Source organism: Variovorax sp. Varisp53 (assembly GCF_059491555.1).
In genome coordinates this window covers 4563839-4590181 of record NZ_CP168512.1, presented here as the reverse complement: position 1 = coordinate 4590181, position 26343 = coordinate 4563839, and the positions used below count along the sequence as shown (strand labels likewise).

Annotated in this window: 27 protein-coding genes and 1 pseudogene; 13 read left to right on the top strand and 15 right to left on the bottom strand. The window is 65.7% G+C overall.

Going from position 1 to position 26343, the window contains the following annotated elements:
• Positions 1-12 precede the first annotated feature (12 nt).
• Together ACEOAB_RS21425 and ACEOAB_RS21420 are read right to left on the bottom strand one after the other, a co-directional pair.
• Entirely contained in the window at positions 13-915 is a 903-nt protein-coding gene (locus tag ACEOAB_RS21425; RefSeq protein ID WP_056593735.1) for an NAD(P)-dependent oxidoreductase, read from the bottom strand.
• 30 nt (positions 916-945) lie between these two features.
• Positions 946-1725 carry an SDR family oxidoreductase gene (locus ACEOAB_RS21420; protein WP_200955432.1) on the bottom strand — a complete coding sequence of 260 codons (780 nt, stop codon included), beginning with the start codon at positions 1723-1725 and terminating at the stop codon, positions 946-948.
• A gap of 127 nt (positions 1726-1852) precedes the next feature.
• Between ACEOAB_RS21420 and ACEOAB_RS21415 the strand changes: the two genes are divergently transcribed.
• Positions 1853-2806 carry a 2-hydroxyacid dehydrogenase gene (locus ACEOAB_RS21415; RefSeq protein ID WP_056593732.1) on the top strand — a complete coding sequence of 318 codons (954 nt, stop codon included), beginning with the start codon at positions 1853-1855 and terminating at the stop codon, positions 2804-2806.
• Between the two features lie 13 nt (positions 2807-2819).
• Complete coding sequence (locus tag ACEOAB_RS21410) at positions 2820-3902, top strand: L-idonate 5-dehydrogenase (protein WP_413748271.1); 1083 nt, start codon at positions 2820-2822, stop codon at positions 3900-3902.
• A 56-nt stretch (positions 3903-3958) separates the two neighbouring features.
• Here ACEOAB_RS21410 and ACEOAB_RS21405 read toward each other — a convergent pair whose 3' ends face one another.
• Complete coding sequence (locus ACEOAB_RS21405) at positions 3959-4924, bottom strand: LysR family transcriptional regulator (RefSeq protein WP_413748270.1); 966 nt, start codon at positions 4922-4924, stop codon at positions 3959-3961.
• An 84-nt stretch (positions 4925-5008) separates the two neighbouring features.
• Between ACEOAB_RS21405 and ACEOAB_RS21400 the strand changes: the two genes are divergently transcribed.
• The 4 genes from ACEOAB_RS21400 to ACEOAB_RS21385 all read left to right on the top strand — a co-directional run bounded on the left by ACEOAB_RS21400 (position 5009) and on the right by ACEOAB_RS21385 (position 11062).
• A complete protein-coding gene (locus ACEOAB_RS21400) occupies positions 5009-5884 on the top strand; it encodes an amidohydrolase family protein (protein WP_413748269.1) in 876 nt (291 codons plus the stop codon).
• A gap of 19 nt (positions 5885-5903) precedes the next feature.
• Positions 5904-6893, top strand: a complete 990-nt coding sequence (locus ACEOAB_RS21395) for a tripartite tricarboxylate transporter substrate binding protein (RefSeq protein WP_413748268.1) — start codon at positions 5904-5906, stop codon at positions 6891-6893.
• Between the two features lie 172 nt (positions 6894-7065).
• Positions 7066-10143, top strand: a complete 3078-nt coding sequence (gene ydiJ / locus ACEOAB_RS21390; RefSeq protein WP_413748274.1) for a D-2-hydroxyglutarate dehydrogenase YdiJ — start codon at positions 7066-7068, stop codon at positions 10141-10143.
• Positions 10144-10336: 193 nt separating this feature from the next.
• Positions 10337-11062 carry a DUF4336 domain-containing protein gene (locus ACEOAB_RS21385; RefSeq protein ID WP_413748267.1) on the top strand — a complete coding sequence of 242 codons (726 nt, stop codon included), beginning with the start codon at positions 10337-10339 and terminating at the stop codon, positions 11060-11062.
• Between the two features lie 42 nt (positions 11063-11104).
• Here ACEOAB_RS21385 and ACEOAB_RS21380 read toward each other — a convergent pair whose 3' ends face one another.
• The 5 genes and pseudogenes from ACEOAB_RS21380 to ACEOAB_RS21360 all read right to left on the bottom strand — a co-directional run bounded on the left by ACEOAB_RS21380 (position 11105) and on the right by ACEOAB_RS21360 (position 16180).
• A complete protein-coding gene (locus ACEOAB_RS21380) occupies positions 11105-12340 on the bottom strand; it encodes a dienelactone hydrolase family protein (protein ID WP_413748266.1) in 1236 nt (411 codons plus the stop codon).
• A 19-nt stretch (positions 12341-12359) separates the two neighbouring features.
• A complete protein-coding gene (locus ACEOAB_RS21375) occupies positions 12360-12821 on the bottom strand; it encodes a flavin reductase family protein (RefSeq protein ID WP_256220245.1) in 462 nt (153 codons plus the stop codon).
• 33 nt (positions 12822-12854) lie between these two features.
• Positions 12855-14093: pseudogene (locus ACEOAB_RS21370) on the bottom strand (styrene monooxygenase/indole monooxygenase family protein); the annotation flags it as partial.
• A gap of 14 nt (positions 14094-14107) precedes the next feature.
• The gene (locus tag ACEOAB_RS21365) at positions 14108-15346 is read right to left on the bottom strand and encodes a styrene monooxygenase/indole monooxygenase family protein (protein WP_413748265.1); all 1239 of its coding nucleotides are present in this window, start codon (positions 15344-15346) and stop codon (positions 14108-14110) included.
• 42 nt (positions 15347-15388) lie between these two features.
• Positions 15389-16180 (bottom strand): SDR family oxidoreductase, encoded by a 792-nt coding sequence (locus ACEOAB_RS21360; protein WP_413748264.1) that lies wholly within the window; start codon positions 16178-16180, stop codon positions 15389-15391.
• Positions 16181-16374: 194 nt separating this feature from the next.
• Between ACEOAB_RS21360 and ACEOAB_RS21355 the strand changes: the two genes are divergently transcribed.
• Positions 16375-17382, top strand: a complete 1008-nt coding sequence (locus ACEOAB_RS21355) for an AraC family transcriptional regulator (RefSeq protein WP_413748263.1) — start codon at positions 16375-16377, stop codon at positions 17380-17382.
• 138 nt (positions 17383-17520) lie between these two features.
• Here ACEOAB_RS21355 and ACEOAB_RS21350 read toward each other — a convergent pair whose 3' ends face one another.
• The gene (locus ACEOAB_RS21350) at positions 17521-17949 is read right to left on the bottom strand and encodes a winged helix-turn-helix transcriptional regulator (protein WP_056593709.1); all 429 of its coding nucleotides are present in this window, start codon (positions 17947-17949) and stop codon (positions 17521-17523) included.
• A gap of 109 nt (positions 17950-18058) precedes the next feature.
• Here ACEOAB_RS21350 and ACEOAB_RS21345 point away from each other — a divergent pair, with 109 nt between their 5' ends.
• From ACEOAB_RS21345 to ACEOAB_RS21335, 3 genes are all read left to right on the top strand, one after another.
• Positions 18059-18679 (top strand): FMN-dependent NADH-azoreductase, encoded by a 621-nt coding sequence (locus tag ACEOAB_RS21345; protein ID WP_056593706.1) that lies wholly within the window; start codon positions 18059-18061, stop codon positions 18677-18679.
• Between the two features lie 174 nt (positions 18680-18853).
• Positions 18854-19495 carry an SDR family oxidoreductase gene (locus ACEOAB_RS21340; protein WP_413748262.1) on the top strand — a complete coding sequence of 214 codons (642 nt, stop codon included), beginning with the start codon at positions 18854-18856 and terminating at the stop codon, positions 19493-19495.
• 15 nt (positions 19496-19510) lie between these two features.
• Positions 19511-20218: a DsbA family oxidoreductase gene (locus ACEOAB_RS21335; RefSeq protein WP_413748261.1), complete on the top strand. Its 708-nt coding sequence runs from the start codon at positions 19511-19513 to the stop codon at positions 20216-20218.
• Here the strand turns inward: ACEOAB_RS21335 and ACEOAB_RS21330 are convergent.
• From ACEOAB_RS21330 to ACEOAB_RS21315, 4 genes are all read right to left on the bottom strand, one after another.
• The gene (locus tag ACEOAB_RS21330) at positions 20186-20575 is read right to left on the bottom strand and encodes a GNAT family N-acetyltransferase (RefSeq protein ID WP_413748260.1); all 390 of its coding nucleotides are present in this window, start codon (positions 20573-20575) and stop codon (positions 20186-20188) included. The two genes, ACEOAB_RS21335 and ACEOAB_RS21330, sit on opposite strands and share 33 nt — an antisense overlap.
• Positions 20576-20628: 53 nt before the next feature.
• On the bottom strand, positions 20629-21021 hold the full coding sequence (locus tag ACEOAB_RS21325) for a VOC family protein (protein WP_413748273.1): 393 nt from the start codon (positions 21019-21021) through the stop codon (positions 20629-20631).
• 221 nt (positions 21022-21242) lie between these two features.
• Positions 21243-21638: a VOC family protein gene (locus ACEOAB_RS21320; RefSeq protein ID WP_413748259.1), complete on the bottom strand. Its 396-nt coding sequence runs from the start codon at positions 21636-21638 to the stop codon at positions 21243-21245.
• Between the two features lie 79 nt (positions 21639-21717).
• Positions 21718-22134 carry a 4-oxalocrotonate tautomerase gene (locus ACEOAB_RS21315; RefSeq protein ID WP_413748258.1) on the bottom strand — a complete coding sequence of 139 codons (417 nt, stop codon included), beginning with the start codon at positions 22132-22134 and terminating at the stop codon, positions 21718-21720.
• Between the two features lie 99 nt (positions 22135-22233).
• On the opposite strand from ACEOAB_RS21315, the gene ACEOAB_RS21310 reads away from it, so the two are divergent.
• Both ACEOAB_RS21310 and ACEOAB_RS21305 read left to right on the top strand, forming a co-directional pair.
• Complete coding sequence (locus ACEOAB_RS21310; RefSeq protein WP_413748257.1) at positions 22234-22878, top strand: TetR/AcrR family transcriptional regulator; 645 nt, start codon at positions 22234-22236, stop codon at positions 22876-22878.
• Positions 22879-22904: 26 nt separating this feature from the next.
• Complete coding sequence (locus ACEOAB_RS21305; protein ID WP_413748256.1) at positions 22905-23450, top strand: PM0630 family protein; 546 nt, start codon at positions 22905-22907, stop codon at positions 23448-23450.
• A gap of 69 nt (positions 23451-23519) precedes the next feature.
• Here the strand turns inward: ACEOAB_RS21305 and ACEOAB_RS21300 are convergent, their stop codons facing one another.
• Complete coding sequence (locus tag ACEOAB_RS21300; RefSeq protein WP_413748255.1) at positions 23520-24389, bottom strand: NmrA/HSCARG family protein; 870 nt, start codon at positions 24387-24389, stop codon at positions 23520-23522.
• 29 nt (positions 24390-24418) lie between these two features.
• Positions 24419-25357: an NADP-dependent oxidoreductase gene (locus tag ACEOAB_RS21295; protein ID WP_413748254.1), complete on the bottom strand. Its 939-nt coding sequence runs from the start codon at positions 25355-25357 to the stop codon at positions 24419-24421.
• Positions 25358-25460: 103 nt separating this feature from the next.
• Here ACEOAB_RS21295 and ACEOAB_RS21290 point away from each other — a divergent pair, with 103 nt between their 5' ends.
• The gene (locus ACEOAB_RS21290; protein ID WP_413748253.1) at positions 25461-26342 is read left to right on the top strand and encodes a LysR family transcriptional regulator; all 882 of its coding nucleotides are present in this window, start codon (positions 25461-25463) and stop codon (positions 26340-26342) included.
• The last annotated feature ends 1 nt before the right edge of the window (position 26343 follow it).

The window sequence follows — 26343 nt, the reverse complement described above, 5'->3', positions numbered from 1 at the left end:
GGTGCGGCCGTTTCAGCCGCGGGCGTAGCCGTCGAACTGCCGCATCATGGCCGCCGTGTCTTCGGCACCGAGCCCGGCCGCAACGAAGCTGCGGTGCAGTTCCGAGACGGCGCCCGCCAGCGGCATCGGCAGGCGCTGGCCCTGCGAGAAGGCCTGCACCGCCTCGAGGTCCTTCAGCATGTTGTCGATGCGCCCGGTAGGCGTGTAGTCGCGCGCGGCCATCTTGGGGCCGAACTCGCGCAGAATCTGGCTGTCGGCGCGGCCGCCGGCCAGCGCGGCGGGCAGCTTCGAGGCATCGACGCCGCCGGCCTCGGCCAGCCGCACCGCCTCGGCCACGGCCTGGAAGCCGATGGCGCAGAGCAGCTGGTTGACGAGCTTGGTGGTCTGGCCCGCGCCGCTGTCGCCCATGCGGGTGTAGTTGGCGCACAGGCTGTCCATCACGGCGCATGCGCGCTGCACGTCTTCGGCGCTGCCGCCGGCCATCACCGTGAGCTGCCCGAGCAGCGCCTTGGGCGCGCCGCCGGAGAGCGGTGCGTCGACGAAGCCCATGCCCGTGCGCTCGCGCAGCGACTGCGCGAGCCGGCGCGTGGACGGCGGGTCGATGGACGACATGTCGATCAGCAGCCGCTTCGCATCGACCGGCGCAGTGGCGATGCCGGCCTCGCCGAAGATCGCGCGCTCCACCACCGCCGCCGAGTTGAGGCTGGTGATCACGAAGTCGCTGGCCGCTGCTGCCGCCTGCGCGGTGCCGGCGGCCTGCGCGCCATGCGCCTGCAGCGCCGCGACCTTGGCCGTATCGAGATCGAACACGTTCACCCGGTGCCCGCATTCGAGCAGCCGGCGCGCGATGGCCGTGCCCATGATGCCCACGCCGATCACGGCGACGCGCTGGCTGGGGGCAGGTGCGGTCGTCATGCGGAGGCTTTCATCATGCAGTGCACGGTGCTACAGGCTCGCGGTGATGCCGCCATCCACATACAGGATGTGGCCGTTGACGAAGCTCGACGCCTCCGAAGCCAGGAAGATGGCCGCGCCGCCCAGCTCTTCCACGTCGCCCCAGCGGCCGGCGGGCGTGCGGCCCGAGAGCCACGCCGTGAAGGCCTCGTCGGCCACCAGCGCCTGCGTGAGTTCGGTCTTGAAGTAGCCCGGCCCGAGGCCGTTGACCTGGATGCCGTGCTTGCCGAGGTCGATCGCCATGCCCTTGGTGAGCATCTTCACTGCGCCCTTGGTGGCGGCGTAGGGCGCAATGCCCGGGCGGCCCAGCTCGCTCTGCACCGAGCACACGTTGATGATCTTGCCGCGCTTGCGCTCGATCATGCGCTGGGCCACGAAGCGGCCGACCAGGAACACGCTGTCGATGTTGGTGGTGACTATCTTGTGCCAGGCATCGACCGGGAATTCGGCGAACGCGCCGCGGTGCTGCATGCCGGCGTTGTTGACGAGGATGTCGATGGCGCCGATGTCGGCCTCGATGGCGGCCACGCCCGCCTCCACCGCGGCGGCGTCGGTCACGTCGAAGGCCATGGCCTCTGCCGCAATGCCCTTGGCGCGCAGGGCGTCGCGGGCGGCGGTGAGCGCCGCTGCGTCGCGTGCATTGAGCACCACGCGCGCCCCGGCGTTGCCCAGCGCCGCGGCCAGCGCGAAGCCGATGCCCTTGCTGGAGCCGGTGATGAGGGCGGTGCGCCCGGAAAGGTCGAACAGTTTCAAGGGAGGCTCCTGGTCCATGACAGCCGGAGAAGTTACCGGTATCTTTTGGAGTCGTCAATGGGTAAAACCTGCGCTGGCGTTATCTCTTGCGGGCGATTAAAGTTACCGGTATCTAATTGAATCGACACCCGCAGGAGAGACCCGTTTGAACGCTACCGCTACATCCCCGCACGTGCTGATGCCCGGCGCCTACCCGGAATGGGACATGGCGCCGATGCAGGCCGCTTACACGCTGCACCGCCTGTGGGAAGCGCCCGACCGGCAGGCTTTCATCGCCGAGCACGCGCCGCACATCCGCGCGGTCGCCACGCGTGGCGAACTGGGCGCGAATGCCGAGCTGATCGCCGCGCTGCCGAAGCTGGAGCTGATCGCCTGCTACGGCGTGGGCACCGACGGCATCGACCTCGCCGCCTGCCGTGCACGCGGCATCCGCGTGAGCAACACGCCCGACGTGCTCAACGGCGACGTGGCCGACCTCGCCGTGGGGCTCACGCTCGCGCTGCAGCGCCGCATTCCGGCGGGCGACCGGTTCGTGCGCAGCGGCGCATGGGCCAACGGCGGCATGCCGCTGACCAGGCGCGTTTTCGGCCAGCGCATCGGCATCGCGGGCTTTGGCCGCATCGGCAGCACCATCGCGCGCCGGCTCTCGGGTTTCGACGTGGAGCTGGGCTACTTCAGCCGCACGCCGAAGCAGGACAGTCAGCATCGTCACTTCGCCAGCTTGCCCGCCATGGCCGACTGGTGCGACGTGCTCATCGTCATCCTGCCGGGCGGCGAAGCCACGCGCGGCATCGTCAATGCCGAGGTGCTGCAGGCGCTGGGCCCCAAGGGCTGGCTGGTGAACGTGTCGCGCGGCACCACCGTCGACGAAGGCGCGCTGCTGCAGGCGCTGGAGGCGCGCGCCATTGCCGGCGCCGCGCTCGACGTGTTCCTCAACGAACCGCGCATCGACCCGCGCTTTGCCGCGCTCGACAACGTGGTGCTGCACCCGCACCATGGCAGCGGCACCGAACAGACGCGCCGCGCCATGGGCGAACTCGTGCGCCGCAACCTCGAGGCCCACTTCGCGGGCCAGCCCCTGGTCACTCCCGTTGCCTGAAGGAAGAAACATCATGCGTTTGCGTTGTATGTGCCTCGTGATCCACGCCCCCGACGACCTGCGCCTGGACGAACAGGACGCCGGCGAGATCGGCCCGGGCCAGGTGCTGGTGAAGGTCGGCATGGGCGGCATCTGCGGCTCCGACCTGCACTACTTTCACAACGGCGGCTTCGGCACCGTGCGCATCAAGGAGCCGATGGTGCTGGGCCATGAAGTGGCCGGCACCGTGGTGGCGGTGGCGCCCGGCGTGGAGAGCGTGCGCATCGGCGACAAGGTGGCCGTCAACCCGAGCCGCCCGTGCGGCGCCTGCAAGTTCTGCCTCGAGGGCCTGCCCAACCAGTGCCTCGACATGCGCTTCTACGGCAGCGCAATGCGCACGCCGCACGTGCAGGGCGCGTTCCGCAACATGCTGCTGTGCGAGGCCACGCAGTGCGTGAAGGTGGCCGAGCACGTGCCGCTGCGCCTGGCTGCGCTGGCCGAGCCGTTCTCGGTCGGGCTGCACGGCGTGTCGCGTGCCGGCCCGCTGCTGGGCAAGCGCGTGCTGGTGTCGGGCTGCGGGCCCATCGGCGTGCTGGCCATCGCGGCGGCGCGCGCGCACGGCGCGGCCGAGATCACTGCCACCGACGTGGTCGACGAGCCGTTGGCCATCGCGCGGGCCATGGGTGCCGACAACGTCATCAACGTCGCGAAGGAAAAGGCCTGGGTGTCGCGCCATTCGGCCGACAAGGGCACCTTCGACGTGATGCTCGAATGCTCGGGCAACGAGCGCGCACTGCGCGACGGGCTCGAGGTGATGCGCCCGCGCGGCGTGGTCGTGCAGCTGGGGCTGGGCGGCGATGTGAGCATTCCGCAGAACATGGTGGTGGCCAAGGAACTCAGCATCTGCGGCTCGTTCCGCTTCCATGCGGAGTTTGCGCTCGCGGTGCGGCTCATCAACGAAGGGCGCGTCGACCTGTCGCCGGTGGTGACGCACACCTTCCCGATGCTGCAGGCGCGCCAGGCCTTCGAGCTGGCGAGCGATCGGCAGAAGGCGATGAAGGTGCTGATCGATTTCGCGGATGCGGGTGCGGAAAGCGCGGAGGCTGCCGCGGCCTGAGTCGCGAGGAATGCAAAGGCCGGGGAAGGGCTTTTGCCCCGCTCATCGATCCGTCGTCAGTCCTGGACCTGGGATTGGCGATGGGCATCCTGAAAGATCCGATGGATCAGCTCCCTGAACCATTTATGGCCGGCGTCCTGGTCGTTGCGTGGATGCCAGACGGCGTCGATGGACAGCGCCAGTTCAGGCAGCGGGAACGGAAAGGCGACGCAGCCCGAGCCTGAAAGCACGCTGCCCATCCAGTGGGCCGGCATGGCGGCCACCAGGTCGGTGGATTCGATCACCGGCACCATGCCTTGCCAGGTGGGCACCTGGATCATGACCCGGCGTGCCAGTCCGCGTTCCGCCAGCAACTCGTCGATGATGCTGCTGCCCACGCCCGAAACCTTCAGGTGCCCCAGTTCGAGGTATCTCTCGAGGGTCAGCGGAGCCGACGCAGCAGGATGGTCCTTCCTCATCAACACCATCCATCGGTCATCGAGTATTCGTCGCGAGGCGGAAAGCACGGACTGCCCCCGCGAAACCGAGAGCCTGATTTCGACCCCTTCGTATTCCACACGGTCCGTGGGCTGGCGCATCTCGAACGATTGCACCGACAGACTGACGCCCGGCGCCACGTGGCGCAGCTCGGTGCACAGACGCGGCAGCAGCAGGACGCCGACGTAGTCCGACACGCGCAGGAGGAAGGTTCTTCGTGCCGTACCGGGATCGAAGTCTCCTGCGACGCCGATCGCGTTCTCGATTTCGCTGAAGGCCTTTCGAAAGCTCTTCGCGAGGCGAACGGCTTCCGGCGTTGGAACCATGCCTTCCGCGGTTCGCAGCATCAACGGGTCTGCGAACTGCTCCCGGAGGCGGCGAAGTGCGTGGCTCACTGCCGAAGACGTCAAGTTGAGGCGGGCCGCTGCCCTGGTCACGCTCCGCTCTTCGACCAGCGCTTCGAACATCACCAAGAGGTTGAGATCGATCTTCCGAAGGTTGATGCCGGCGCGATCTTTGCTCTCGGAATGCTGAATGTTATTCATTTTAATGATGATAACAATGAATTTGACTAACCTCCTGCGCGGCCAAAACAATCGCTCTGCATTTGAAACAGGCGGTTGGAAACGATGGAAATCACAGGTCAGGGCGGCTCCGCGTCACAGGCATCAGCCCGTGAACAAGAACGAATCTTCGCGAAGGGGGCCTGCGATACGCACCTGCATGTCTTCGGATCTGCAGAAGAATTTCCGCTGATCCCCGAGCGTTCGTACACCCCGGCGCCGGCCACGATCGAGCAGTACTGGGCCGCCTATCGGCCTCTCGGCGTCGATCGGTGCGTTCTCGTCCAGCCGAGCGTGTACGGCCGCGACCACTCGCTCCTGAAGCGGACATTGCGCCAGGCCGCCGAGGGCAGCATGCGCGGCGTGGCCGTGATCTTCGAAGACACGCCCGACGACGAGCTGGAGGAGCTGCATCGAACCGGAGTCCGCGGCGCCCGATGCAACGCGCTGTTCAATGGCGGGGTGTCGGCCGCCAGCCTGCTGTCGATCGCAGACCGGGTGAAGCAGTTCGGGTGGCATATCCAGTTGCTCGTTAACGTCGATGTGGACATCAGCCTAGTCCAGCGCCTGTGCGAGATGGGCACGACCGTCGTGGTGGATCACTTCGGCCATCCATCGAACTGCAGCGATGCCGAGGGCAGGGGCGTCAGGAGCCTTCGCAGCCTGCTTCGCGAGGGATGCGCCTGGGTCAAGTTCTCGGGCGCCTACCGGCTGTCTGCGACGGCTTCGGGTGTCGATCCCGCCGTGCTGCCGCTCGCGCACAGCCTGGCAGAGGCGAATCCCGATCGCATCCTCTGGGGATCGGACTGGCCTCACCCCGGCATCGACGCCAAATCGACCGCCAGCATCGAGCTGGCAAACCTGATCACCCGCTGGTTTCCCGAGGAAATCAGACACAGGGCCTTGGTCGAAAACCCGACCCGGCTCTATTGGAAAGACTGATTTCTAAAAGGAGACATCCATGTTCAATCAAAAGTCCAGCCGCAGAAACTTCTTGCAGGGTGCAGCGTCGCTCGCTGCCTGCGCAGCGATACATCCGGCCGTTTCACAGAGCCGTTTTCCCTCGAAGCCGATCATCCTGGTGGTTCCCTTCGCGCCTGGAGGGAACGTGGACATCGTCGCCCGGTCGCTGAGCGTGCCGCTGATCAGGCTGGTCGGCCAGTCCGTGATCATCGACAACCGTGCCGGCGGCGGCGGCGCCGTGGGAACGGGCGCGGTTGCGAGAGCCGAGCCCGACGGGCACACCCTGCTGGTAGCGACGCCCGGTCAATTGGGAACCCTTCCGGAGATCATCAGGCTGCCCTACAAGGCCGACAGTCTGACGCCGGTTGCTTTGCTCAGCCGTACGCCCGTCGTCGTGGTCGTGCGCGCCAACGACGCACGGTTCAAGACCGCTGCGGACTTCCTCAAAGTCGCCAAGGCTGCCAACCAGAGTGTGACGGTCGGTCACGCAGGCCCCGGCTCTCCCAACCACCTGGCGCTGCTCCAATTCGAGGATTCCGCCAAGGCGCAAGTCAATGCCGTGCCCTACAAGGGTTCGGGCCCCGCCCTGGTCGATCTGATGGGCGGCCAGATCGACGCCGTGGTCGACCAGATCACAAGCTCCACCCCGCACATCAAGAGCGGCGCGTTGCGTGCTCTCATCGTGCTGGGCCCTCAGGGCGGCGGGCTTCTCGCCAACGTCCCGACACTTGCTCAACTGGGCCTGCCGGTGTTCGACGCAACCACCTTCGTCGGATTGTTCGTGCCCCGTGGCGCGCCCGCCGCCAGCGTCGCCAGCCTGCAGGACTGGGCCGCCAAGGCCGTGGCCCAGCCGGAGTTTTCCAACGTGATCAGAGACCTGGGCAGCGAGCCCGTGGGAGGCACCGGCGCTGCACTCCAGAAGCTGGTCAGCGCCGAGGAGGCCCTGGCTGCGCAGATGGTCAAGCAGGGACGCCTGAAGTCCGACTGATCGGCACCGGATCGCCTGGCGCGAGGATCGCGAGGCGCATGACTTCTTGGAAGGAAAGCGGCCGTGCGGGCGCTGCCGGTTGGCGCAGGCTCTTGCGGCTTTCCCGGCCGCGACCTTGCAAGCACAGGCGGGCCGGCCGACTGCCCCTCGCAACCGTGGGACCCCGAAATTGATTGAGATCATTCCCGCCCCAGTCGCGCTGCAAAGCGGCTACCGGCGCTTTCTTCATGCATTGGCCGCGGCAAGCTTCCGGGGCGAGATATCGCCGCGATACGCCGACCGCACCGTCCTCGCCACGGACAATTCGATCTACCAGCGCCTGCCCCAGGCCGTGGTCTTTCCGCTGGATGCGGCGGACGTCGAAACGCTCACAAGGCTGCTCGCCGCGCCGGAGCATCGGCAGGTGGTCGTTTCCGCGCGAGGCGGCGGGACGGGCACCAACGGGCAGTCACTGACGGACGGCATCGTGGTGGACCTTTCCCGGCATCTCAATCGGATTCTCTGGATCGATCCCGTCCGGCGAGTGGCGAGGGTGCAGGCGGGCGTGGTCAAGGACCAGCTCAACGCGGCGTTGCAGGAGCACGGGCTCTTCTTTGCCCCGGAGCTGTCGACCTCCAACCGCGCCACGATAGGCGGGATGATCAACACGGACGCGAGCGGCCAGGGAAGTTGCACCTACGGCAAGACTCGTGACCATGTGCTCGAACTGGACGTCGTCATGCTGGGCGGCATTCGCTTCTCGAGCAGGTCTGTCGATGCCGGCGAACTGCAGAGGCAGCTGCAGCAAGACGGGCCGGTGGGCGCCGCCTGGCGCTGTGCACACCGGATCGCCACTCGGCACGCCGACTTGATCGCCGCACGCTTTCCTCCCCTGAATCGCTGCCTCACCGGCTATGACCTGGCGCACCTCAAGGAACCCGGCGAACGCTTCAATCTCAACAGCGTCCTGTGCGGCGCCGAGGGGTCCCTGGGATTCGTCGTCGAGGCCGAAATCGGGCTGCTCCCCATTCCCCGGCATTCGATGTTGGTCAACGTGCGATACGCCGGCTTCATGGATGCGCTGCGGGACGCACGATTCCTGATGCAGCATCGCCCGCTGTCGATCGAAACCGTCGATTCGCAGATGTTGAGCCTGGCGATGGGCGACATCGTGTGGCAGGACGTGGCGGAGTATTTCCCCGTCGATGGCGACAGGCTGCCGACCCGTGGGATCAACCTGATCGAATTCTGTGGCGACTCGGAGGAGGAACTGCGCGCACGCGTGGCCGCCTTCGTCGATCGTCTGGCCGACGACGCCGCTACAGCTCGCATCGGCCACACGGTCGCTTCGGGCAAGGCATGCGTCGAGAAGGTCTACGCCATGCGCAAGCGCGCTGTCGGATTGCTGGGCAACGTGCCGGGGGAGGCCCGACCTCAGCCTTTCGTCGAAGACACCGCAGTGCCGCCGGAGAAGCTTGCCGACTACATCGAAGAGTTCAGGTCGTTGCTCGATGGGCATGGGCTGAGCTACGGCATGTTCGGCCATGTGGATGCGGGTGTGCTGCATGTCCGGCCGGCGCTGGACCTGAGAAACCCAGCCCACGCGGCGTTGATCCGCACGATCTCCGACGAGGTCGCCAGGTTGACGCTGAAGTACGGCGGCGTGTTGTGGGGGGAGCACGGAAAGGGAGTCCGCTCCGAGTACGCACCCAAGTATTTCGGTCCGCTGTATCCGGCACTGCAGGAACTCAAGGCTGCGTTCGATCCGTACAACCAGTTGAATCCGGGAAAGATCGCCACTCCCGCGGGGCAGCCGGCGCGGTTGCTGCGCATCGACGAGGTCCCTTTGCGTGCCGACGCCGATCGCCAGATCGACGAGCGCGTCTGGCAAAGCCATGCAAGTGCGGTTCGCTGCAATGGCAACGGCGCCTGCTACAACTTCGACCCCGACGATGCGATGTGCCCGTCATGGAAGGCCACGCGTGAACGCAGGCATTCGCCGAAGGGCCGTGCGGCCCTGATGCGGGAGTGGCTGCGTTTGCAGGGCAATGCGGGGGTCGACGTACTCGGGGTGGCCGCGCAACGGCCTTCGTTCGTCGCCGGATTCGTCAGCCGCTGGAAGAGCGGCCGTGGGCGCATGGCGGCCGGCAATGGTTCCGATGATTTTTCCCACGAGGTCTACGAAGCGATGAGCGGCTGCCTGGCCTGCAAGTCGTGCGCGGGGCAGTGCCCTGTCAAGGTCAATGTCCCGGATTTCCGCTCGCGCTTCCTGGAGCTCTATCACTCCCGCTACTCGCGACCGATGAAGGACTACCTGATCGGCTCGCTCGAATTCAGCGTGCCGTTCTTCGCGCGGGTTCCGTGGCTCTACAACGGCGCGATGTCTTCGGCCCTGTTGCGCCGCATGCTCGAGCGCTATGCGGGCATGGTCGACAGTCCGCTGCTGAGCCGCTTCGACTTCCAGGCCACGCTGCGTCGCTGGGGCATACGCAGGGCCACTGCGCGATCGCTGGCAGCGCTGACGGATGCGGAACGGGGCAGATCCGTCGTCCTCGTGCAGGATGCCTTTACGCGCTATTTCGATACGCATGTGTTCTCGGCCCTCATCGAGCTCGCTTCACGGCTGGGGTACTCGGTGTGGCTGGCGCCCTTCATGCCCAACGGCAAGCCGCTTCATGTACTGGGGTTTCTGCAGGGGTTCGGCCGTGCGGCGCTCAAGAACGCGGCGATGCTCGACGAGTTGGCGTCGTGCGGCGTGCCGCTCGTCGGCCTCGACCCTGCCATGACGCTCGCGTATCGACAGGAATACGCGAAGCTTCCCTCGCTGGAAAAGCCTCCCGCCGTGCTGCTTCCGCAGGAGTGGCTACTGGATGTCCTGCCCCGGAGGAATCCGGAACCCGCATCGGGAGACTTCCGGCTTCTGGGTCATTGCACCGAAAGGACGAACGCCCCTGCAGCCGCGGCGTTGTGGCCCGAGGTGTTCGCCCGCGCCGGATTGAAGCTCCAGCCGCAAGCCAGCGGCTGCTGCGGTATGTCGGGTACCTACGGCCATGAGAGCGTGAACGTCGAGACTTCCCGCCATATCTACTCCCTATCCTGGGAGCCAATACTGAAGGACGGGGAGACGCGGAAGACGGAGTTCCTGGCCACGGGCTACTCCTGTCGCAGCCAAGCCAAGCGAATGGAAGGCCGGCAGCTTCGGCATCCCGTGGAGATACTGCTCCAGCTCTATGCCCAGCCTGCGTCATCCGCAACGGGCCAACGGCACTGACCTGCGCTGCGCGATGAGGGATGCGGGCGCCGAAGCTGCTGCGGCCTGACGGGGCTCTTCCGCTGAAATCCTGGAGGAAGTTGTTTCGGGCATCGCTATTCCTACGTGAACTGGCGCAAGAGGCCGGCGGCGCGGTGCGAACCGCAGGCTCAGGTTGCTGCATATCGACGTTCAACAAAACGGAGGTATGCAGATGTCCAGACTCAACGACGAATGGAAGGTCGAGAAGCACGGCCCGCTCGAAATGCTCGGCGAAGGCTTGCACACCGTGGCGGGCGAAATCGTCATGCCGCTCGGCCATTTTCCACGCCGGATGACCGTGCTCACATTGCGGGGCCGGCGACTCGCCGTGTGGAGCGCCATTGCGCTGAGCGAGCCGCAGATGGCGCAACTTGAAGCGCTGGGGTCGGTCGACTTTCTGATCGTGCCCGGCGCATCGCACCGCCTCGATCTCAAGGCCTGGAAGCGGCGCTATCCGAACGCGAAGGTTGTCTGCCCGCCCGGCGCGCGCGAAGCCGTGGCCGAGGCCGCGCCGGTGGATGCGACCACGGACGTGCTCGACGACCCGACTGTGGCGTTCCAGACCGTGCCGGGCGTCGGCGACAAGGAGGCCGCCCTGGTCATCCGGCGCGCGGACGGCACCTCGCTGGTCGTCAACGACATCATCGCCAACGTGCACCATCCCGACGGCCTGGGCGCCAAGGTGATGGCGCGCCTCATGGGCTTTGGCGTCAAGGAACCGCAGATGCCCTGGGTGGGCGAAAAGATGTTCGTCAAGGACCATGCGGCGCTGGCGGCTGCACTGCGTGCCTGGGCGGCCGAGCCGGCGCTGGCGCGTATCGTGGTGAGCCATGGCGACGTGATCGCCGAACGACCGCGCGAGGTGCTGGAGAAAATCGCAGCCGACATTGCACAGTGAGGCTTGAAGTGCCGCGGCGCCCCTTCGAGCCCCGGTCGCCCTCTAACGGGTCATCAACGTATTCGACGGCAGCGTCTCGTCCAGCAGCTTGCGCGCCGTCTCGATGCCCGCCACCGGCAGCAGCTTGGCGTCGAGCAGGCCGACCTGCACCAGCACGCTGGCCTGGTCCCAATAGATGTGCTCGTGATAGAGCTTGTTGCCGCGGAACTTGATGACGGCGAGCAGCGGTATCTCCACGCGCTTTCCGGTCGGCTTGACCCCCGGCAGCATCCACGGGATCTCGGTGGTGTGCGTGAAGCAGAACAGCATCTCGTCGACCACCTGCGTGGCGCCCACCGTGCGCGAGATGGGCACCAGAGAGGTGTCGGGCGGATTGCTGTTGACGAAGTGGTTCGTATAGAACGCATGCAGCGCCTTGTAGCCCACGCCGCCGGTCATCGTGGGAATGTGATTGACGTACGGCTCGGCCACCATGGTGCTCATCGTGTCGTCGACGTTGCGCGTGGCGAACTCGTATTCGCAGTGCTTGTCCCACAGCGCCGAGAGGTCGTAGTGCGGGCCGATGGCGTCCTTCAGCGTGGCGATGCTGCGCTCGTGCGCCATCAGCGCGGAAGGCTTGTGGAAGTGCTCGCCGCCGGCGCGCGCGAAGGCGTGGTCCATGCCCGGATACACGTACAGGGAAACGCCGGGGCGGCCCTTGAGCGTGGCGACGATGCGGTCGCGCGCCTCGGGCGGGCAGAACTTGTCGAGCTCGGCGATGTGCAGCGTGAGCGGCCGCTTGATTCGGTCGGCCTCGCCGAGCGCGGCGTCGATGCCCACGCCGTAGTAGCCGACCGCCGCGTCCGCGTCGGTGCGGCATGCGGCCAGGTACGCGAGCTTGCCGCCAAGGCAGAAGCCGAGCACGCCGACCTTCTTGCCGGGCACCTCGGCGCGCGCGCGCAGCGCATCGATGGCGGTCTGCATGTCTTCCATGCCCTTGGCCTCGTCGAAGCCGCCGTAGAGCGCGAAGGCGCGCTGCCAGTCGGCCTCGCTGTAGCCGAGCTCCACGTTCGGCTCCTGCCGCCAGAACAGGTCGGGCACCAGCGCCACGTAGCCTTCCTCGGCGTAGTAGTCGGCCACCTCGCGCATGGTGTGGTTGATGCCGAAGATTTCCTGGGCGATCACCAGGCCCGGGCCAGTGCCCGCCGCGGGCAGCGCGAGGTAGCCGCGGAAGGTGCCGCCGCCGTCGGCGGCTTTCATTTCGATGTATTGGCCTGAAGCCTGAGCTCTCTCTTGCATGTGGTTCTCCGTGTGCGTTCTATTGCAAACATTCCGGGTGCCGCGTCGTCACCTGGTAGTAGCCCGAGTGAAAGACCAGCGGCTCGCCGTCGAAGCGGTCGTAGCGCTCTACTTCGCCGATGAAGATGAGGTGGTCGCCTCCATCGTACTGCCGCACGTTGCGGCAGACGAATCGTGCGATGACGTCGTTGAGCAGCGGCACGCCTGCCGTGCCCTCGCAGCAATCCACGCCGCCGAACTTGTCGGCCTGCGGCGTCGAGAACTGGCGCGACAGGTGATGCTGGTGCGCCGCCAGCACGTTGATCGCGAAATGGCTGGCGCCGGTGAAATCCGCCACGCTCGGTGCGTTGCGGGCCAGGCTCCACAGCACGAGTGGCGGGTCGAGCGACACCGACGAGAACGAGTTGGCCGTCATGCCCACGCGGCGCCCGTCGATGGCGCGCGTGGTGATGACGGTCACGCCGGTCGAGAACTGGCCCAGCGCCTTGCGGAAGTCGCGGCGGTCGAACCGGTCGACTGCCGCCTCGCGGGCCCTGGCTTCCAGGAAGCGGTCGGCCTCCGCGGCATCGAACCACCAGGGCGCGAAGGTGCGCGGATCGTCGAAGCCGTTGACCAGCGTGCTCGCCACCGGGGGCATGTGCGTCGCGCTCTGCAGCAGCTTGTGCACGTGGGGCAGGGGCGGCGCGAGCAGGCTGTGGGTCCATGCGGTGGCCCAGCGTGCGTAGCCTTCCCAGTAGCGGTCGAAGGTCTGCTGCATCCACTCGGCATCGAATGGCGCGTGGCCGTGCTCGAGGATGCGCTTGAGATAGATGTCGGCGCTCTTGGCCGCGTTGTTCGAGCCCTGCCCGGTGATCGGGTCGTTGAGCACCACCACGTCGGCCAGGCCCAGCACCTTGCGCCCGGAAGGCAGCGTGGCCACCGGCTTGCGCACCGTCGGTGCGAAGCTGCCGACGAGCACGCCGTTGTCGTCGGCCAGTTCGATGTGCCGGCAACGCTCGGCTTCCCAGGGCAGGAAGGTGTCGAGGATCCACTTGCTGCGCGCGAGGTGCTCCTGCGGCGTCTTCACATCCGCCCAGCAATCCATCGGACCGCCCCGCACGCCTTCGAACACCATGATCTCGCACGGACCGGTGGTGGTCAGCGCAGGGAACACGAAGTACTCGCCGACACCGGGAATCAGGTTGAAGCACACCCGCGCATACGGCTGCGCCGGCAGCATGCCCTTGACGTAGGTGAGGGCCAGCACGCGCTGCGGTGCGTCGAACGGGGAGCGCTCGGCATCGCGCTCGAACAGCTTCGAGATCTCGCCCTTGCCGCTGGCCACGACCACGAGGTCGTGCGTCTGCGCGCATGCCTCCAGGTCGCCGAGGCCCACATCCTGCAGCACGAGGCGGCCGCCGCGTTGCTCGAACTCGTTCATCCATCCGGGGATCTTGATGCGCTGGTCGACCGACTGCGCCGGCCCGTCGAGCCTCGCGCTCCATTCGATGGCCTTGCCGCCCTGCGGATTGCGCACCGTCATGCCGATGCCTTCCACGCACGGGCATTCACCGGCCCAGAAGTCCAGCCCGAGCTCGCGCTCGGTCTGCAGTGCGGTTTCGAACATGCACTGGCTGGACATGACCGGCCCTTCGAAGATCTCCCGCGCCGTGCGGTTCGAGAAAACCGTCACCTCGTGCCCGGCCCGCTGCAGGCCCAGCGCGAGTTGCATGCCGGACTGTCCGGCGCCGACGATGGCCACGCGTCTTGTCATACGCTGTACCCGCGTCAGGCGGCGGCCGCCCAGGTCTCGATGTAGCGGTCCGCCTCCACCGAGTCCGCGAACCACGGGAAGAAGGTGCGCGGATCGTCGAAGCCGTTGGCGATCGCGCTGGCCAGCGGTGGCATTGCACCGGCGCTGCCTAGCAGCTTGAGCACGTGGGGCGGCGGCGGCGCGAGCAGCATGTTGGTCCACTGCGTGACCCATTGCGAGTAGCCGAACCAGTAGCGGTCGAAGGTCTGCTGCATCCACGCCGCATCGCCGGGACCGTCGCCGCGCGCGAGGATGCTCTTCAGGTAAGAGTCGGCGCACTTGGCCGCGTTGTTCGAGCCCTGTCCGGTGATCGGGTCGTTGAGCACCACCACGTCGGCCAGGCCCAGTACCTTGCGCCCCGAGGGCAGGGTGGCCACCGGCTTGCGCACGGTGGGCGCGAAGCGGCCTGCGAGGATGCCGTTGTCGTCGGTCAGCTCGATGTCGCTGCAGCGCGCGGCCTCCCACGGTGTGAAGGTGTCGACGATCCACTTGCTGCGCGCGAGGTGCTCCTGCGGCGTCTTCACGTCCGCCCAGCAGTCCATCGGCCCGCCGGGCACGCCTTCGAACACCATGATCTCGCAGGGCCCCGTGGTGGTCAGCGCAGGGAACACGAAGTACTCGCCGACGCCGGGAATCAGGTTGAAGCAGACGGCCGAGAACGGATCGCGCGGCGCCATGCCCTTCACGTAGGTCAGCGCCAGCGCGCGCTGCGGCTTGTCGTAGGGCGACTTGTGGGCATCGCGCTCGAACAGCTTCGAGATGTCGCCCTTGCCGCTCGCTACCAGCGTGAGGTCGTGGCTTTGCGCGCAGGTCTCGAGCTCGTCGATGCCCGCGTCCTTGAAGACCAGTTCGCCGCCCTTGCGCTGGAACTCCGCCATCCACGCCGGGATCTTCACGCGCTGGTCGACCGACTGCGCGCTCGAATTCAGCCGGGCCGCCCAGTCGATGGCCTTGGCTCCCTTCTGCTCGGGATGCGGCACGGCCAGGCCGATGCCGTCCACCGTGGGGCATTCCTTCGCCCAATGGTCCAGCCCCAGGTCGCGCTCGATCTGCAGCGAGGTATGGAACATGCACTGGCTCGACATCACCTTGCCGTGGCGTATGTCGTCGCCCGTGCGGTTGCTGAACATCGTGACCTCGTAGCCCGCGCCCAGCAGGCCTAGCCCCAGTTGCAGGCCCGACTGGCCCGCGCCGACGATTGCGATTCGCTTCATTGCCTTGCTCCTTGTCTGTTTGCTTGCTTGCTTGCTTGCCGGTCAGTCCATCAACCTGGGAATGGCGGGCACGGCCTGCTCCGGGCCCATGGCGGCGTAGCCGCCGTCCACCGCGTAGTCGGCGCCGGTCACGAAGCTCGCGTGGTCCGAGCACAGGAACAGCACCACCTGCGCCACCTCGTCCGGATCGCCGACGCGCCCCAGCAGGTGATAGGGCGCGGCCACGCGATCGGTCTTGGCCCGGTCGCCGCCGGTGAGCCGGTCCATCACGGCCGACCACGTCCAGCCCGGCGACACGCTGTTCACGCGGATGCGGTCGGGCGCAAGGTCCATCGCCATGTTGCGGGTGAGCTGCGCCATCGCGGCCTTGCTGACCGGGTAGAGCCATCGCCCCGTCTGCGCCACGCGCGACGAGATGCTCGTGAAATTGACCACCGCGCCGCCGCCCGCCGCGACCATGTGCGGATGCACCGCCTGCAGCATCGCCACCGCGCTCGCCACATTCACGTTGAACGATGTGAGCCAGTCGGCGCGCGGCGACTTGAAGCCGTCGTCCACGTACGAGCACGCGAGGTTCACGAGAAAGTGCACGCCGCCGTGCCGCTGCACCGCCTGTGCCACGCACGCCGCCACCTGCGCGTCGTCGGTGATGTCGGTGTGCACGAAACGCGCGCCAGTGCCGAGCGAATCGGCCAGCGCCTGTCCGTTGGCGGCGTCGATGTCCGCGATCACGACCTTCACGCCGGCCGCGTGCAGCGCACGCACCACGCCGGCCCCTATCAATGTGGAGCCACCGGTGACGATGGCGCTCCTGCCTTCGAGTCCCTTGAACATGACGCTTGCTCTCCTTGGTGGATCGACCGGGCCGGGCTGGCCCGTGGGTCGTACCTTAGGAGGCGAGGGGGCGCCGGCGCATCCCGCAAGCGCAGGCCCTGTCCCTGGCGCGCATGTTTTTGCCGAGGGGCGATCCGAATTGTGGGCTGGGATGCTTTTTGCTAGGGTGACCTGGCCCCATGGAAACCGCTGCCATGACCCCCCGGCTGCCGCTGCAGCGCTATCGATTGTTCGAGAGCCACGACATGGACGAGGCGCGCGAAAGCGTGGCCCGCGTGTTCTGCCCGCATGGCCTGACCATGCTGCGGCCCCGCACCGAGCTCGACGCCTGCCACCACAGCGCGCGCCTGCACCGCGACGTGAGCCTGAACTATGTGCAGTACGGCCCGGGCGTGCAGATCGAGCCGGGCTATCTGCAGGATTTCTTCCTGTTGCAGATTCCGTTGCGCGGCGGCGCCGAAATCCGCTGCGGTGCGCAGCAGGTCGACGCAACGCCGAGCCTCGCCTCGCTGCCGTCGCCGACCGAGCCGCTCTCCATGCGCTGGGCCGACGACAGCCCGCACCTGATCGTGCGGCTGGCCCGGGCGGCACTGCTGTCGCGGCTCGAGTCGCTGCTGCAGGCGCCTGTGCGGCAGGCGCTGGTGTTCGACCTCGGCGTGCCGCTCGACAACCCCGCGCTCGCGCCGCTGGTGCACTTCATCGACTACCTGCGGCTCACGCTCGACGCTGGCGGCAATGCGCTACAGGCGGGCAACCGCCTTGCGGAGCACGCCGAGGAATACCTGATGTCCAGCCTGCTGATGTCGGCGGGCCACAACCACTCGCGCGCCCTGGCCAGCGATGCGCAGCGCAGCCTGCTGCCGCGCGTCGTGCGAAGGGCGCAGGAATTCATGGCGGCGCATGCCGAGCAGCCCGTGTCGCTGGCCGACGTGTGCCGCGAAGTCGGCTGCAGCGCGCGTGCGTTGCAGCTGGCGTTTCGCCAGCACGCGGACCAGGGGCCGATGGAATTCCTGCGGGAGCTCAGGCTCGACAGGGTGCGGGCCGAACTGCTCGTGTCGGCGGCAAGCAATGACGGCGGTGTGCGCGAAGCGGCGGAGAAATACGGCTTTCTGCACCTGGGCCATTTCGCTGCGCAGTACCGTGCGCGCTTTGGGGAGCGGCCGTCGGAGACTTTGGCGCGCGGAGCGCTCGCTCGCGACTAATGCCCAACCTGCGCTGCTTATTTCAAACCGCTTCTCCAGCGTGAGCCGTCAACTGCGCCTCGGATCGGAGGAGCCGCTGTTTATGCACACATTTCTGTACCGCTGCGCACCAGTCGGCCGACGGGCGGCCTGGCCTATTCAACGCTGCCGGTAAGCCGGATATTGCCCTGCAGCCTGCCCTTCGGGCGCCTCGTCGAAGCGCTTCTGCGATTCCGCGATGGTCGACTTGTTCTGCTCTGCCCAGACCACCAGCGCCATCACCGGCTCCAGAAGCGTCTCTCCCAGCTCCGTAAGCTGGTAGTCCACGCGCGGCGGAATGGTCGGAAACATCGTCCGGGTGACCAGGCCGTCGCGCTCGAGCCCACGCAATGTCAGCGTCAGCATGCGCTGGGAGATGCCCTCGATCTCGCGTCGCAGTTCATTGAACCGTCGGGTTCCGCTGCGCAGCGTGGCGATGATGTACAGGCTCCACTTGTCGCCGATGCGGTCCAGGATTTCGCGCGTTGTCTCGCATGCGCGATCGGAAGGCTTGGGAATCTCGGAGAGGTCGATGTGACTCGGTGACATATTTGTACCTTCTTGTGGAGCTTCGGTAGGAACCATACCATCCTTTGTACCGATGGGTAATCAAGTTCTTCTTGATTATCTGGTTCCTTTTTTAGCCCTCAAGAAGTTCATGAGTCACATCCTTCTCGTCATCTCCAGCCCCCGCGGCTCGGAGGCCCTGTCCACTCGGTACGCGACCCAATTGGCGAAGCAGCTTGCAGCGCGGCGCCCAGGCACCACGCTCACCGTCCGCGACCTGGCAGCGGCCCCGCTGAACCACATCGGCGAGGCCTACGTGGTGGGCCGCGCCACGCCTCCCGACGCCCGAACGGCGTCGCAGGCTGAGGCCGTCCAGTTGGCCGAAAGCCTGGTCGCCGAACTGGCTGCAGCGGACACCATCGTGATCGGCTCGGCCATGATCAACTTCGGGCCGCCCACGCCCTTGAAGGCCTGGTTCGACTACGTGACCTGGCCCGGTGTCACCTTTCGATACGCGGGCGGTTCGGTCGAAGGCCTGCTCAAGGGCAAGAAGGTCTACCTGGTCACTGCCAGCGGGGGCGACTTCTCCAAAGCGCCACTCGCCGCCTGGGACTACCAATCCGGCTATCTCAAGCACCTGCTCGGCTTCATCGGCTTGACCGACATCGAGCACCTGCGCGTCGAGGGCATGGCCTACGGGCCCGAGGCGGCCCAGGCCGCCCTTGCTTCGGCGGACGACGCCTTGCAATCCCTGCTCAAGCAGGCCGCCTGACCCGGAGCACCCCATGCCGAACGTTCGATTGATCAGCCTGCCCCCCTCCGCATCTCGGGCATGGCGGATCGGACCCTGGACCGCGCAGATGCCCGGCCTGAAAACTAGCGCGACCCTTGGCACCGAACGCGGCTGCCCGTTGACCGCACATCCCGACCGCGTGGAGGCGACGCGATGAGGATCGCCCTCTTTGGCGCGACCGGGCCCACCGGCAAGTTCGTGATCGAGGAAGCGTTGCGACAGGGGCACAGCCTGTCGGTCTACACGCGCGACGGCAGCAAGCTTCAGGCGTTCAACGGGCGAATCGACGTTGTCGTGGGCGATCTGCAAGACAAGGGCGCGATCGCCAGGTGCGTGCACGGTGGCGACGCTGTCATAAGCGCGCTTGGCCCCAACGGCCTCAAGGTGCAGGGCGACCGGCCCGTGATGCACGGCCTGTCCAACATCATCGCGGCCATGAAGCAGTCGAACATCCGCCGCCTGATCCAGATCTCCACCGCGGCCTATCGCGACCCGAAAGACGGATTCGCCTTCAACGTGCGCGCCTTCGCGCTGCTGTTCAAGGTCATCGCCCGCAAAGGCTTCGAGGACATCAGGGCCACCGCCGAACTGATCGCGCAGTCGGACCTCGAATGGACGCTGGTGCGGATCCCGAACCTCAAGGACGGCCCCGAGGCGGGCGCGATCGACATCGGTTGGTACGGCAAGACCGGGCTCGGCATGAAGCTGTCGCGAGGCAACCTGGCCAAGTTTCTGGTCGACCAGGTCGACGACACCCGGTTCATTCGCTCGGCCCCTGGCATCGCGGACCACTGAGAAGGAAAGGCAATCATGCTTCACATCGACCTCTACGCCGAGATCACGTGCCCGTGGTGTTTCGTCGGCCTCCATCGGCTCGACAAGGTACTGCAGGAGCACTTCTGCGATGTCCGCGTGGCCATCCGGCATCGTCCGGTCGTGCTGCTGCCCGACGCACCCGCCACGGGACTCTACATTCCCGAATTGCTTCATTCGCGCTATGGTGTGACCGATCCGAAGACGGCGTTTGCGCGACCCGAGGCCGCGGCGCGCGCCTCCGGCTTCGGCCTCGAACTCAGTCGACAGTTGTGGACATATCCGACCCAGCCGGCTCACGCCCTCATCCTTGCCGCCGCTGAGCGGGGGACTCAGCATCAACTCGCGATCGCCATCACCGACGCCTACTTCCTCGATGCGCGCAACATCGGCGACGTCGATGTCCTCGCGGACGTTGCCGTACACCATGGATTCGATCGCCAGGAAGCCCGTGCGGTCACGCTCGATCCTGCGGCGCGCAAACAGGTCGAAGAAGAAGTCGCCACGGGCGCCGCTGCGGGCATCCGATCTGTCCCTCACTTTGATTTCGGTTCTGGAGTCGCCATTAGCGGCGGCCGGAGCGAAGAAGAAATAGCGGCGGCAGTTCGCGAAGCCATCTATCGCCGAGCTTCGGGGCGGCCGCATTCTGCCCGTCGGACGCTTCATCCCACATCAACATCGCGGGCGCTCCATGGCGGTCGTTGAAGCGCTGAAGCCTAGCTTCGCGAAGAACTCGGCGGCACCTTCTCTTCCTGCTCGAAGCACCCATGTGATGCTCGGTTCAGACCCGACGAGCCGCTCGACGAGTGCCCGTCCGATGCCTCGCGTGCGATGCGACTCAGCGACCACCACCATAGACAAGTACCCATTGGAAATTCCATCGGTGATTGCGCGGGCGAAGCCGACAATTTGGTCATCTGCCACCGCAACCAGCGCTCGCTGCGACGCCGATATCAGTCGGCCGAGATCCTCAACGTCACCGACCCGATGGGCCCACCCGTTGCTCACCAGCAAGCGATGGACTGTGTCGAAATCGGCAGGGGCAATGCTGCGAACTAGCATCCCTGCTCCTCGTGAAAACTTGCGTGACTGCGCCGTTGTTGGGAAGGTCCGGTTCAAGCGCCGATGGGCGAGCAAAGCTCAACAAGTGCACCATCCGGGCAGCGCAAGTAAGACACGACCTGTCCCCAGGGCTTAGTACGAGGCGGGGCCAGTTCTATTGCACCAGCCGCCAGCGCTCGCGAATGCGCAGATTCAACATCGTCGGTGACAAAACCAAGCTCCATCCCCAAAGGCTTCGTCGATTCCGAAGCGGAAACATGACCGCCTTCGAAGTTCGCGGACGCCAACTCGTGTGCGGCAAATGCAAGGGTCGTCCCCCCACTCTCCAATTCACCATACGTGCCGGATTCATGCAGGAAGCGCTTGGAGAAGCCAAATGCCTGCTCAAAGAATTGAAGCGAAGCCTTGACGTTTGGCACGTAGATGATGGTGTATCCGAACTTCATTGAAGATTTGACTGTTGGTTCGCCTACCAGCCCGATGCTGCGGCGCACAGTTCGATCTTGCCACGTCACTATCGGTAAGGATGCCTCGAACGTCCGGGCGGCCTCCGTCAACACTTCCGCCAGTGACTCCGCCTGCGGCCGGCCTGGCCGCAGGATCTGTTGCAGCGGAACGGCCCCCGTCTCGAAGAAGACCGTGCCCAACAGGTGCGCTGCCAATGATCTCACTCAGCGCAGTTCAGCATCCACTGAACACCGAAACGATCGGTCAATTTGCCGTAGTAGTCGCCCCAGGGCTGGATGCCCAAGGGGGTTGTGATTGTCCCGCCAGCACCCAGGGCCAGGAAGAGCTTGTTCGTGGAATCTCGGTCGTCCATCGCGAGCAAGTGCGCGGAGCCCCGCATCGGCTCGGCGTCTTCGTTGTCTGAGGCATAGAAGAGCAGGCCTGGCCCCTCAAACTTGGCGTGCATGACCTTGCCGCGCATGGCCTCGTTCTTCACGGGCATGCCATCGACTCCGTAGCGAAGCACCTCGACGACACGGCCAAGACCGCATTGCGCATAGAAAGACAGGGCCTGATCGCAGGTTGTGGTGAAGAACAGATAGTTCGAGAGTTGCATGATGGCGTAGTTGATGTGAGTGGGGCTACGACAAGGTCCGCACCAGTAGGGAGACCGCGTTGCTGCCCCCCCGGATGTGTCAGGCCGAAGCGGCCCCTTCGCCGAGCTGCGCATTGGTGAGGGCCATCCCGGCAATGCCCCAGGCCCCGTCCACCGCGTGCACCACGTTGACCCATATGCGCTCCTTCGGGTGGCGCGCGCCAGACAGCTCATGAATGATGCTCGTGGCCTCTTCGATGTAGCCGACTTGCACATCCCGACTGGCGAACGCAAAGGATGGGACCTTCCATTCGACGAAGGCCACGGAGGCCTCCTTTGATCCGGAGTAGGTGTGCTCCTTCGGCAAGACGTGGATCGAGCCAACGATGTTGGGCGTCAACGCCTTGTTTCCTGCGAGGCCGTGCCACTTGAGCATGGCATCGGACAGGCGGCTGAACGCGACTTTCTCCTGGCCTTTCGGGAGAACGCCCTCGGTGAGGGTGAGCGTAAGTGGCATGGGTACTCCAAGTAGAAGGAACGGCGTCGACTCACACGCTGCGATCTGCAGGGCATTTCAAGTAACGACCGTTATTCGATAATACATAACGATCGTGTTTTGAACAACTACAATCGTCGACTTCACATGTCGAAGGAGCTCCTCGTGTCAAGGTCCGAACAGAAGGTGCAGACGCGGCAACGCATCCTTGAGGGCGCAGGTCGCGGGTTTCGCAAAGCTGGATTCGGCGGGATCGGGGTGGACGGCCTGGCGAAGGAGGCAGGCCTGACATCGGGTGCCTTCTACGTTCATTTCGACTCGAAGGCCGACGCATTCCGAGAATCGGTCGCACAAGGCATGGCCGAATTGCGGGGTGGCGTGCTGTACTTTCAGGAAAAGCACGGACGCGCTTGGTGGGCGGAGTTTGTACGCTTCTATCTCAGTGCGAAGCGCACCTGTGACTTGTCAGAGAGTTGCACGCTGCAGACGATGCCGGCGGAAGTGGCGCGATCGGACGAAGCCTCCCGTACAACGTTTGAGAAGGCTTTGCGCGATGTTGCGCAGGCGATCGTCGATGGTCCCGCCTCACCCGCTGCGCCGCGGGATATCGGAGCCGCTTGCGCCGCCCTCTCTTCGCTGGCGGGCGCTGTCACGCTCGCACGTGCCGTTGGGGGCGGCGCCTTCGCGGACCAGATCGCTGCAGGGACGGAACACGCGTTGCTCGGCGCATCAGGCGGAAAGAGTCGGTCAAAGCCAGTTTCTTGAGAGTCGCTTGCTGAGCCTCATTCACCATGAAATATATTCGCCACCTTCTTGTTCTTTTCGCCGCGGTCGCGTGCACCCACATTGGCGCCCAAACGACGGGCGCCGCGTCGCATGGATCCATTTCTGAATCCAATGCCGCAGTGTTCAAAGCTTGCGCCGTCGCTCCGAAAGCGAATGGAGCGTGTCCGCTCGATGCGGTCTTCGGCCTCTTCAAGCTCGCGCCGAACAACGACGTGCTGGACTTCAAGGTTTCGAACACCGTCCCTCGGGTCGTCAACCAGAGCTACGGTTGGATCCTGAAACTCAACCAGAAGACTGGCAAGGTCCGCGTTCTCGAACGCATGACATTGCCGGAAACCCCGAAGACATGGGGCGCCGGTGGCCAGCCTTATGGCATGTCAACGGATCGGAAGACTCTTTCGCTGGACGTGACCCTGACCATCTACGACGGCACCATTTCGAAGTCTTGGAGCGTGGCCAACGGCGACCCTCCCGGCCACTACCTGATCAGCGCCTACGTCGAAGGCTCCGCCCCGGTGCAGTTCGAGTTCGACGTCATCGATCCAAGATGACCAACTGCCGTAAACCTGTGGGTTGAACTCGTTTCAACTCCACAGATTTCCGACTGGGTCGAGGCCGGGCTACGACGCGGCAATGGCCTGCTTGACGAAGTCGGCGTATTTGCGCAGAGGACGGCCGAGCATGGCCTGCAGGCGATCCGCTGCGCCGTCCGCGCCATGCATGCCGAACTTCTGAATCCCCGCCATCATCAAGCGCATGTCGTAGGCAAGCCAGGACGGCGCCATCGAGGCCATCTGTCCTTCGAAGGCCGCCACGTCGTCTCCGCCATAAGTCACTTCGCGACCGAGCGCGGCACTCCAGATCCTGGCCACCGACTCTCCGGTCAGCCGCTCGGGCCCGACCAGCTCCAGCGTCGCACGTGGCAGCGGCGCGGGGGCGCGGTCGCGGCGCAGCAGTTCGGCAACAGCGACGTCCGCGATGTCTCGTGCATCGATCATCGCGACGCCTGCCGAGCCGATCGGCATCGGGTAGACGCCGTAGCCCTGGATCACCTGCTGGACCATGCGATCGTTCTGCATGAAGTAGGCAGGGCGAAGAATGGTCGCCGGAATGTCGAGGCTCTCGATCATTCGTTCGACCGTGTGCTTGCCGGTGAAGTGCGGTACGTTGGTGAACTTGTCCGCGTGGATGACCGACAGGTAGACGACGCGCTCGATACCGGCCTCGCGCGCCAGGTTCAGCGCGACGAGGGCTTGCGTCACTTCGTCGGGCGTGACGGCGTTCAGCAAGAACAGCGTGCGCACCGACGACAGTGCCGCGCGCAATGAGGCCACGTCGGTCAGGTCGCCGACGATCTCCTTGACGCCCGCCGGAAAGCTTTGCTTTCCGGACGTGCGAACGAACGCACTGACTTCGGCGCCGGCGGCGGCCAGGCCTTGGACAACGAGGGAACCGATGGTGCCGGTGGCACCGGTGACGAGAATGCTCATGGAAGTCTCCAGGGGTGGTCGGGGGTAAATCAAAGTGAAAAGTCCGCGACGACCTTGCCGATGCGAGGGTCTGTGCGATTGCGTTCGATGGCCGCGGGGATGTCGTCGAAGCCCACGACTTCGCCGAGCTTCGAGATCAGCGTGCCTTGGGCGATTTCCGCCCCCAGCCGCTCCAGGAGGGCGGTGTCCGGCTTGTTCATGAACCACAGTCCGCGGCGGCCAGGAGGCGTGCGTGCAAGGATGTCGGGCGAGGTCGTGCCGACGATCGCGCCGTCCTTCGTCAGCACCTGCCACGAGCGATCGAGCACTTCGCCGCCGACATAGTCGAGCACCAGATCGATGTCCCGAGCGATCGACTCGAAGCGTTGGGTCCGGTAGTCGATGACGTGGTCCGCGCCCAGGCTGCGCACATATTCGACGTGTGCGGTCGACGCCGTTGCGAAGACTTCGGCGCCTGCCTGCTTGGCGTACTGCACGGCATAGCCGCCCAGCCCGCCCGCCGCACCGTGGATCAGGATCCGCTGGCCTGCGGCGATCGGGCCCGCGTGGTGCAGGCTTTGCCAGGCTGCCACGGCCGCTACCGGGACGGCGGCCGCATGGATGTCATCCATGCCTTGGGGCGTGCGCACCAGGTTCGCCTCGTCGACGGCCACGACATCGGTATAGGCACCGAGGCCGCCCAATGGCCCCATGACGCGATCGCCCACGCGAAAGCGCGAGGTGCCCGGGCCGAGCGCCTCGACGGCGCCCGCGAGTTCGATACCCAGCACGGCGGGCAGCTGAAGCGGGAATGCCTCCCGGACGAAGCCTTCACGAACCTTCCAGTCGATGCCGTTCACGCCGGCGGCTCGAACGCGGACCAGGACCTGGCCCGGTCCGGCTGCGGGCCGCGCGATCTCGGCGATCTCGGCAGCGGCAGCACCGCCATAGGCCCGGATCAGCACAGCGCGTTGCGTGGTGGTGGTCATTTCAATTTCCTCATCTCGAAGTTGCGATGAGGAGAAGATAGGCCGTTGCATCGGCAAAACGAAGACGCGAAAATGAAGACACCTCGTCTCAAATTCGGAACACATGGACCTGAACGCATTGACCGACTTCGCACTCGTCGCAGCGAATGGAGGCCTCGGAAAGGCAAGCCGTGCGAGCGGAAGATCGAAGGCCACCCTGTCCCGGCGCATCGCGGACCTGGAAGAGCAGCTCGGTGTGCGGCTCATCGAGCGCAGCGCCCGCGGGCTCAAGCTCACGGAAGCCGGCCAGATGCTGATGGATCGCACCGAAGGGCCGATGCACGAGGTGGCCGACGCCATGACGTCCGCTCGCGAGGGCTTGTCGATACCGCGCGGACGCCTGCGCGTTGCTTCGCCGGTGCTGTTCTCCCAGCTTGCGATGGGGCGCATTTCCGCCGAGTTCTGCGCGGCTTACCCCGACGTCACGTGCGAGGTGGTGGCGGACGATCGCCTGGTCGACCTCGTCGAGGAGCAGTTCGACGCCGCGATCCGGATCAATCCAAGCCCTGACAGCAGCCTCGTAGGTCGGTGCTTCGCGAAGGACCGGCTGGTGGTCGTGGCCGCGCCATCCGTGCCCATGCCCAAGCCAGGCAAAGGCAAGGTCAGCCCTGTTCCCAGCGTCGTTTCAACAAGCTTTCAACCCACGAATTGGACGCTCGACGACGGACGCCTTGTCCTGGAGCCGATCCCGAGGCTGAGACTTTCCTCGTTCCTGATGATTCGCGACGCTGCGATTGCGGGTGCGGGCGCCGCCCTGATGCCGCAGTCCATCGCGTGGAACCAACTGACTCGCGGAGATCTGGTTCAGTGGGGCACGGTTTCGGGCGTGGAGGTCGCGCTCTGGGTCCTGCATACATCGCGACGGCTTCCCGCGCCGAAGGTCCGCGCGTTTGTCGAATTCATGTGCGGGCGATATCCGGAGGGGTCTCTCGTACTGAACGGCTAGA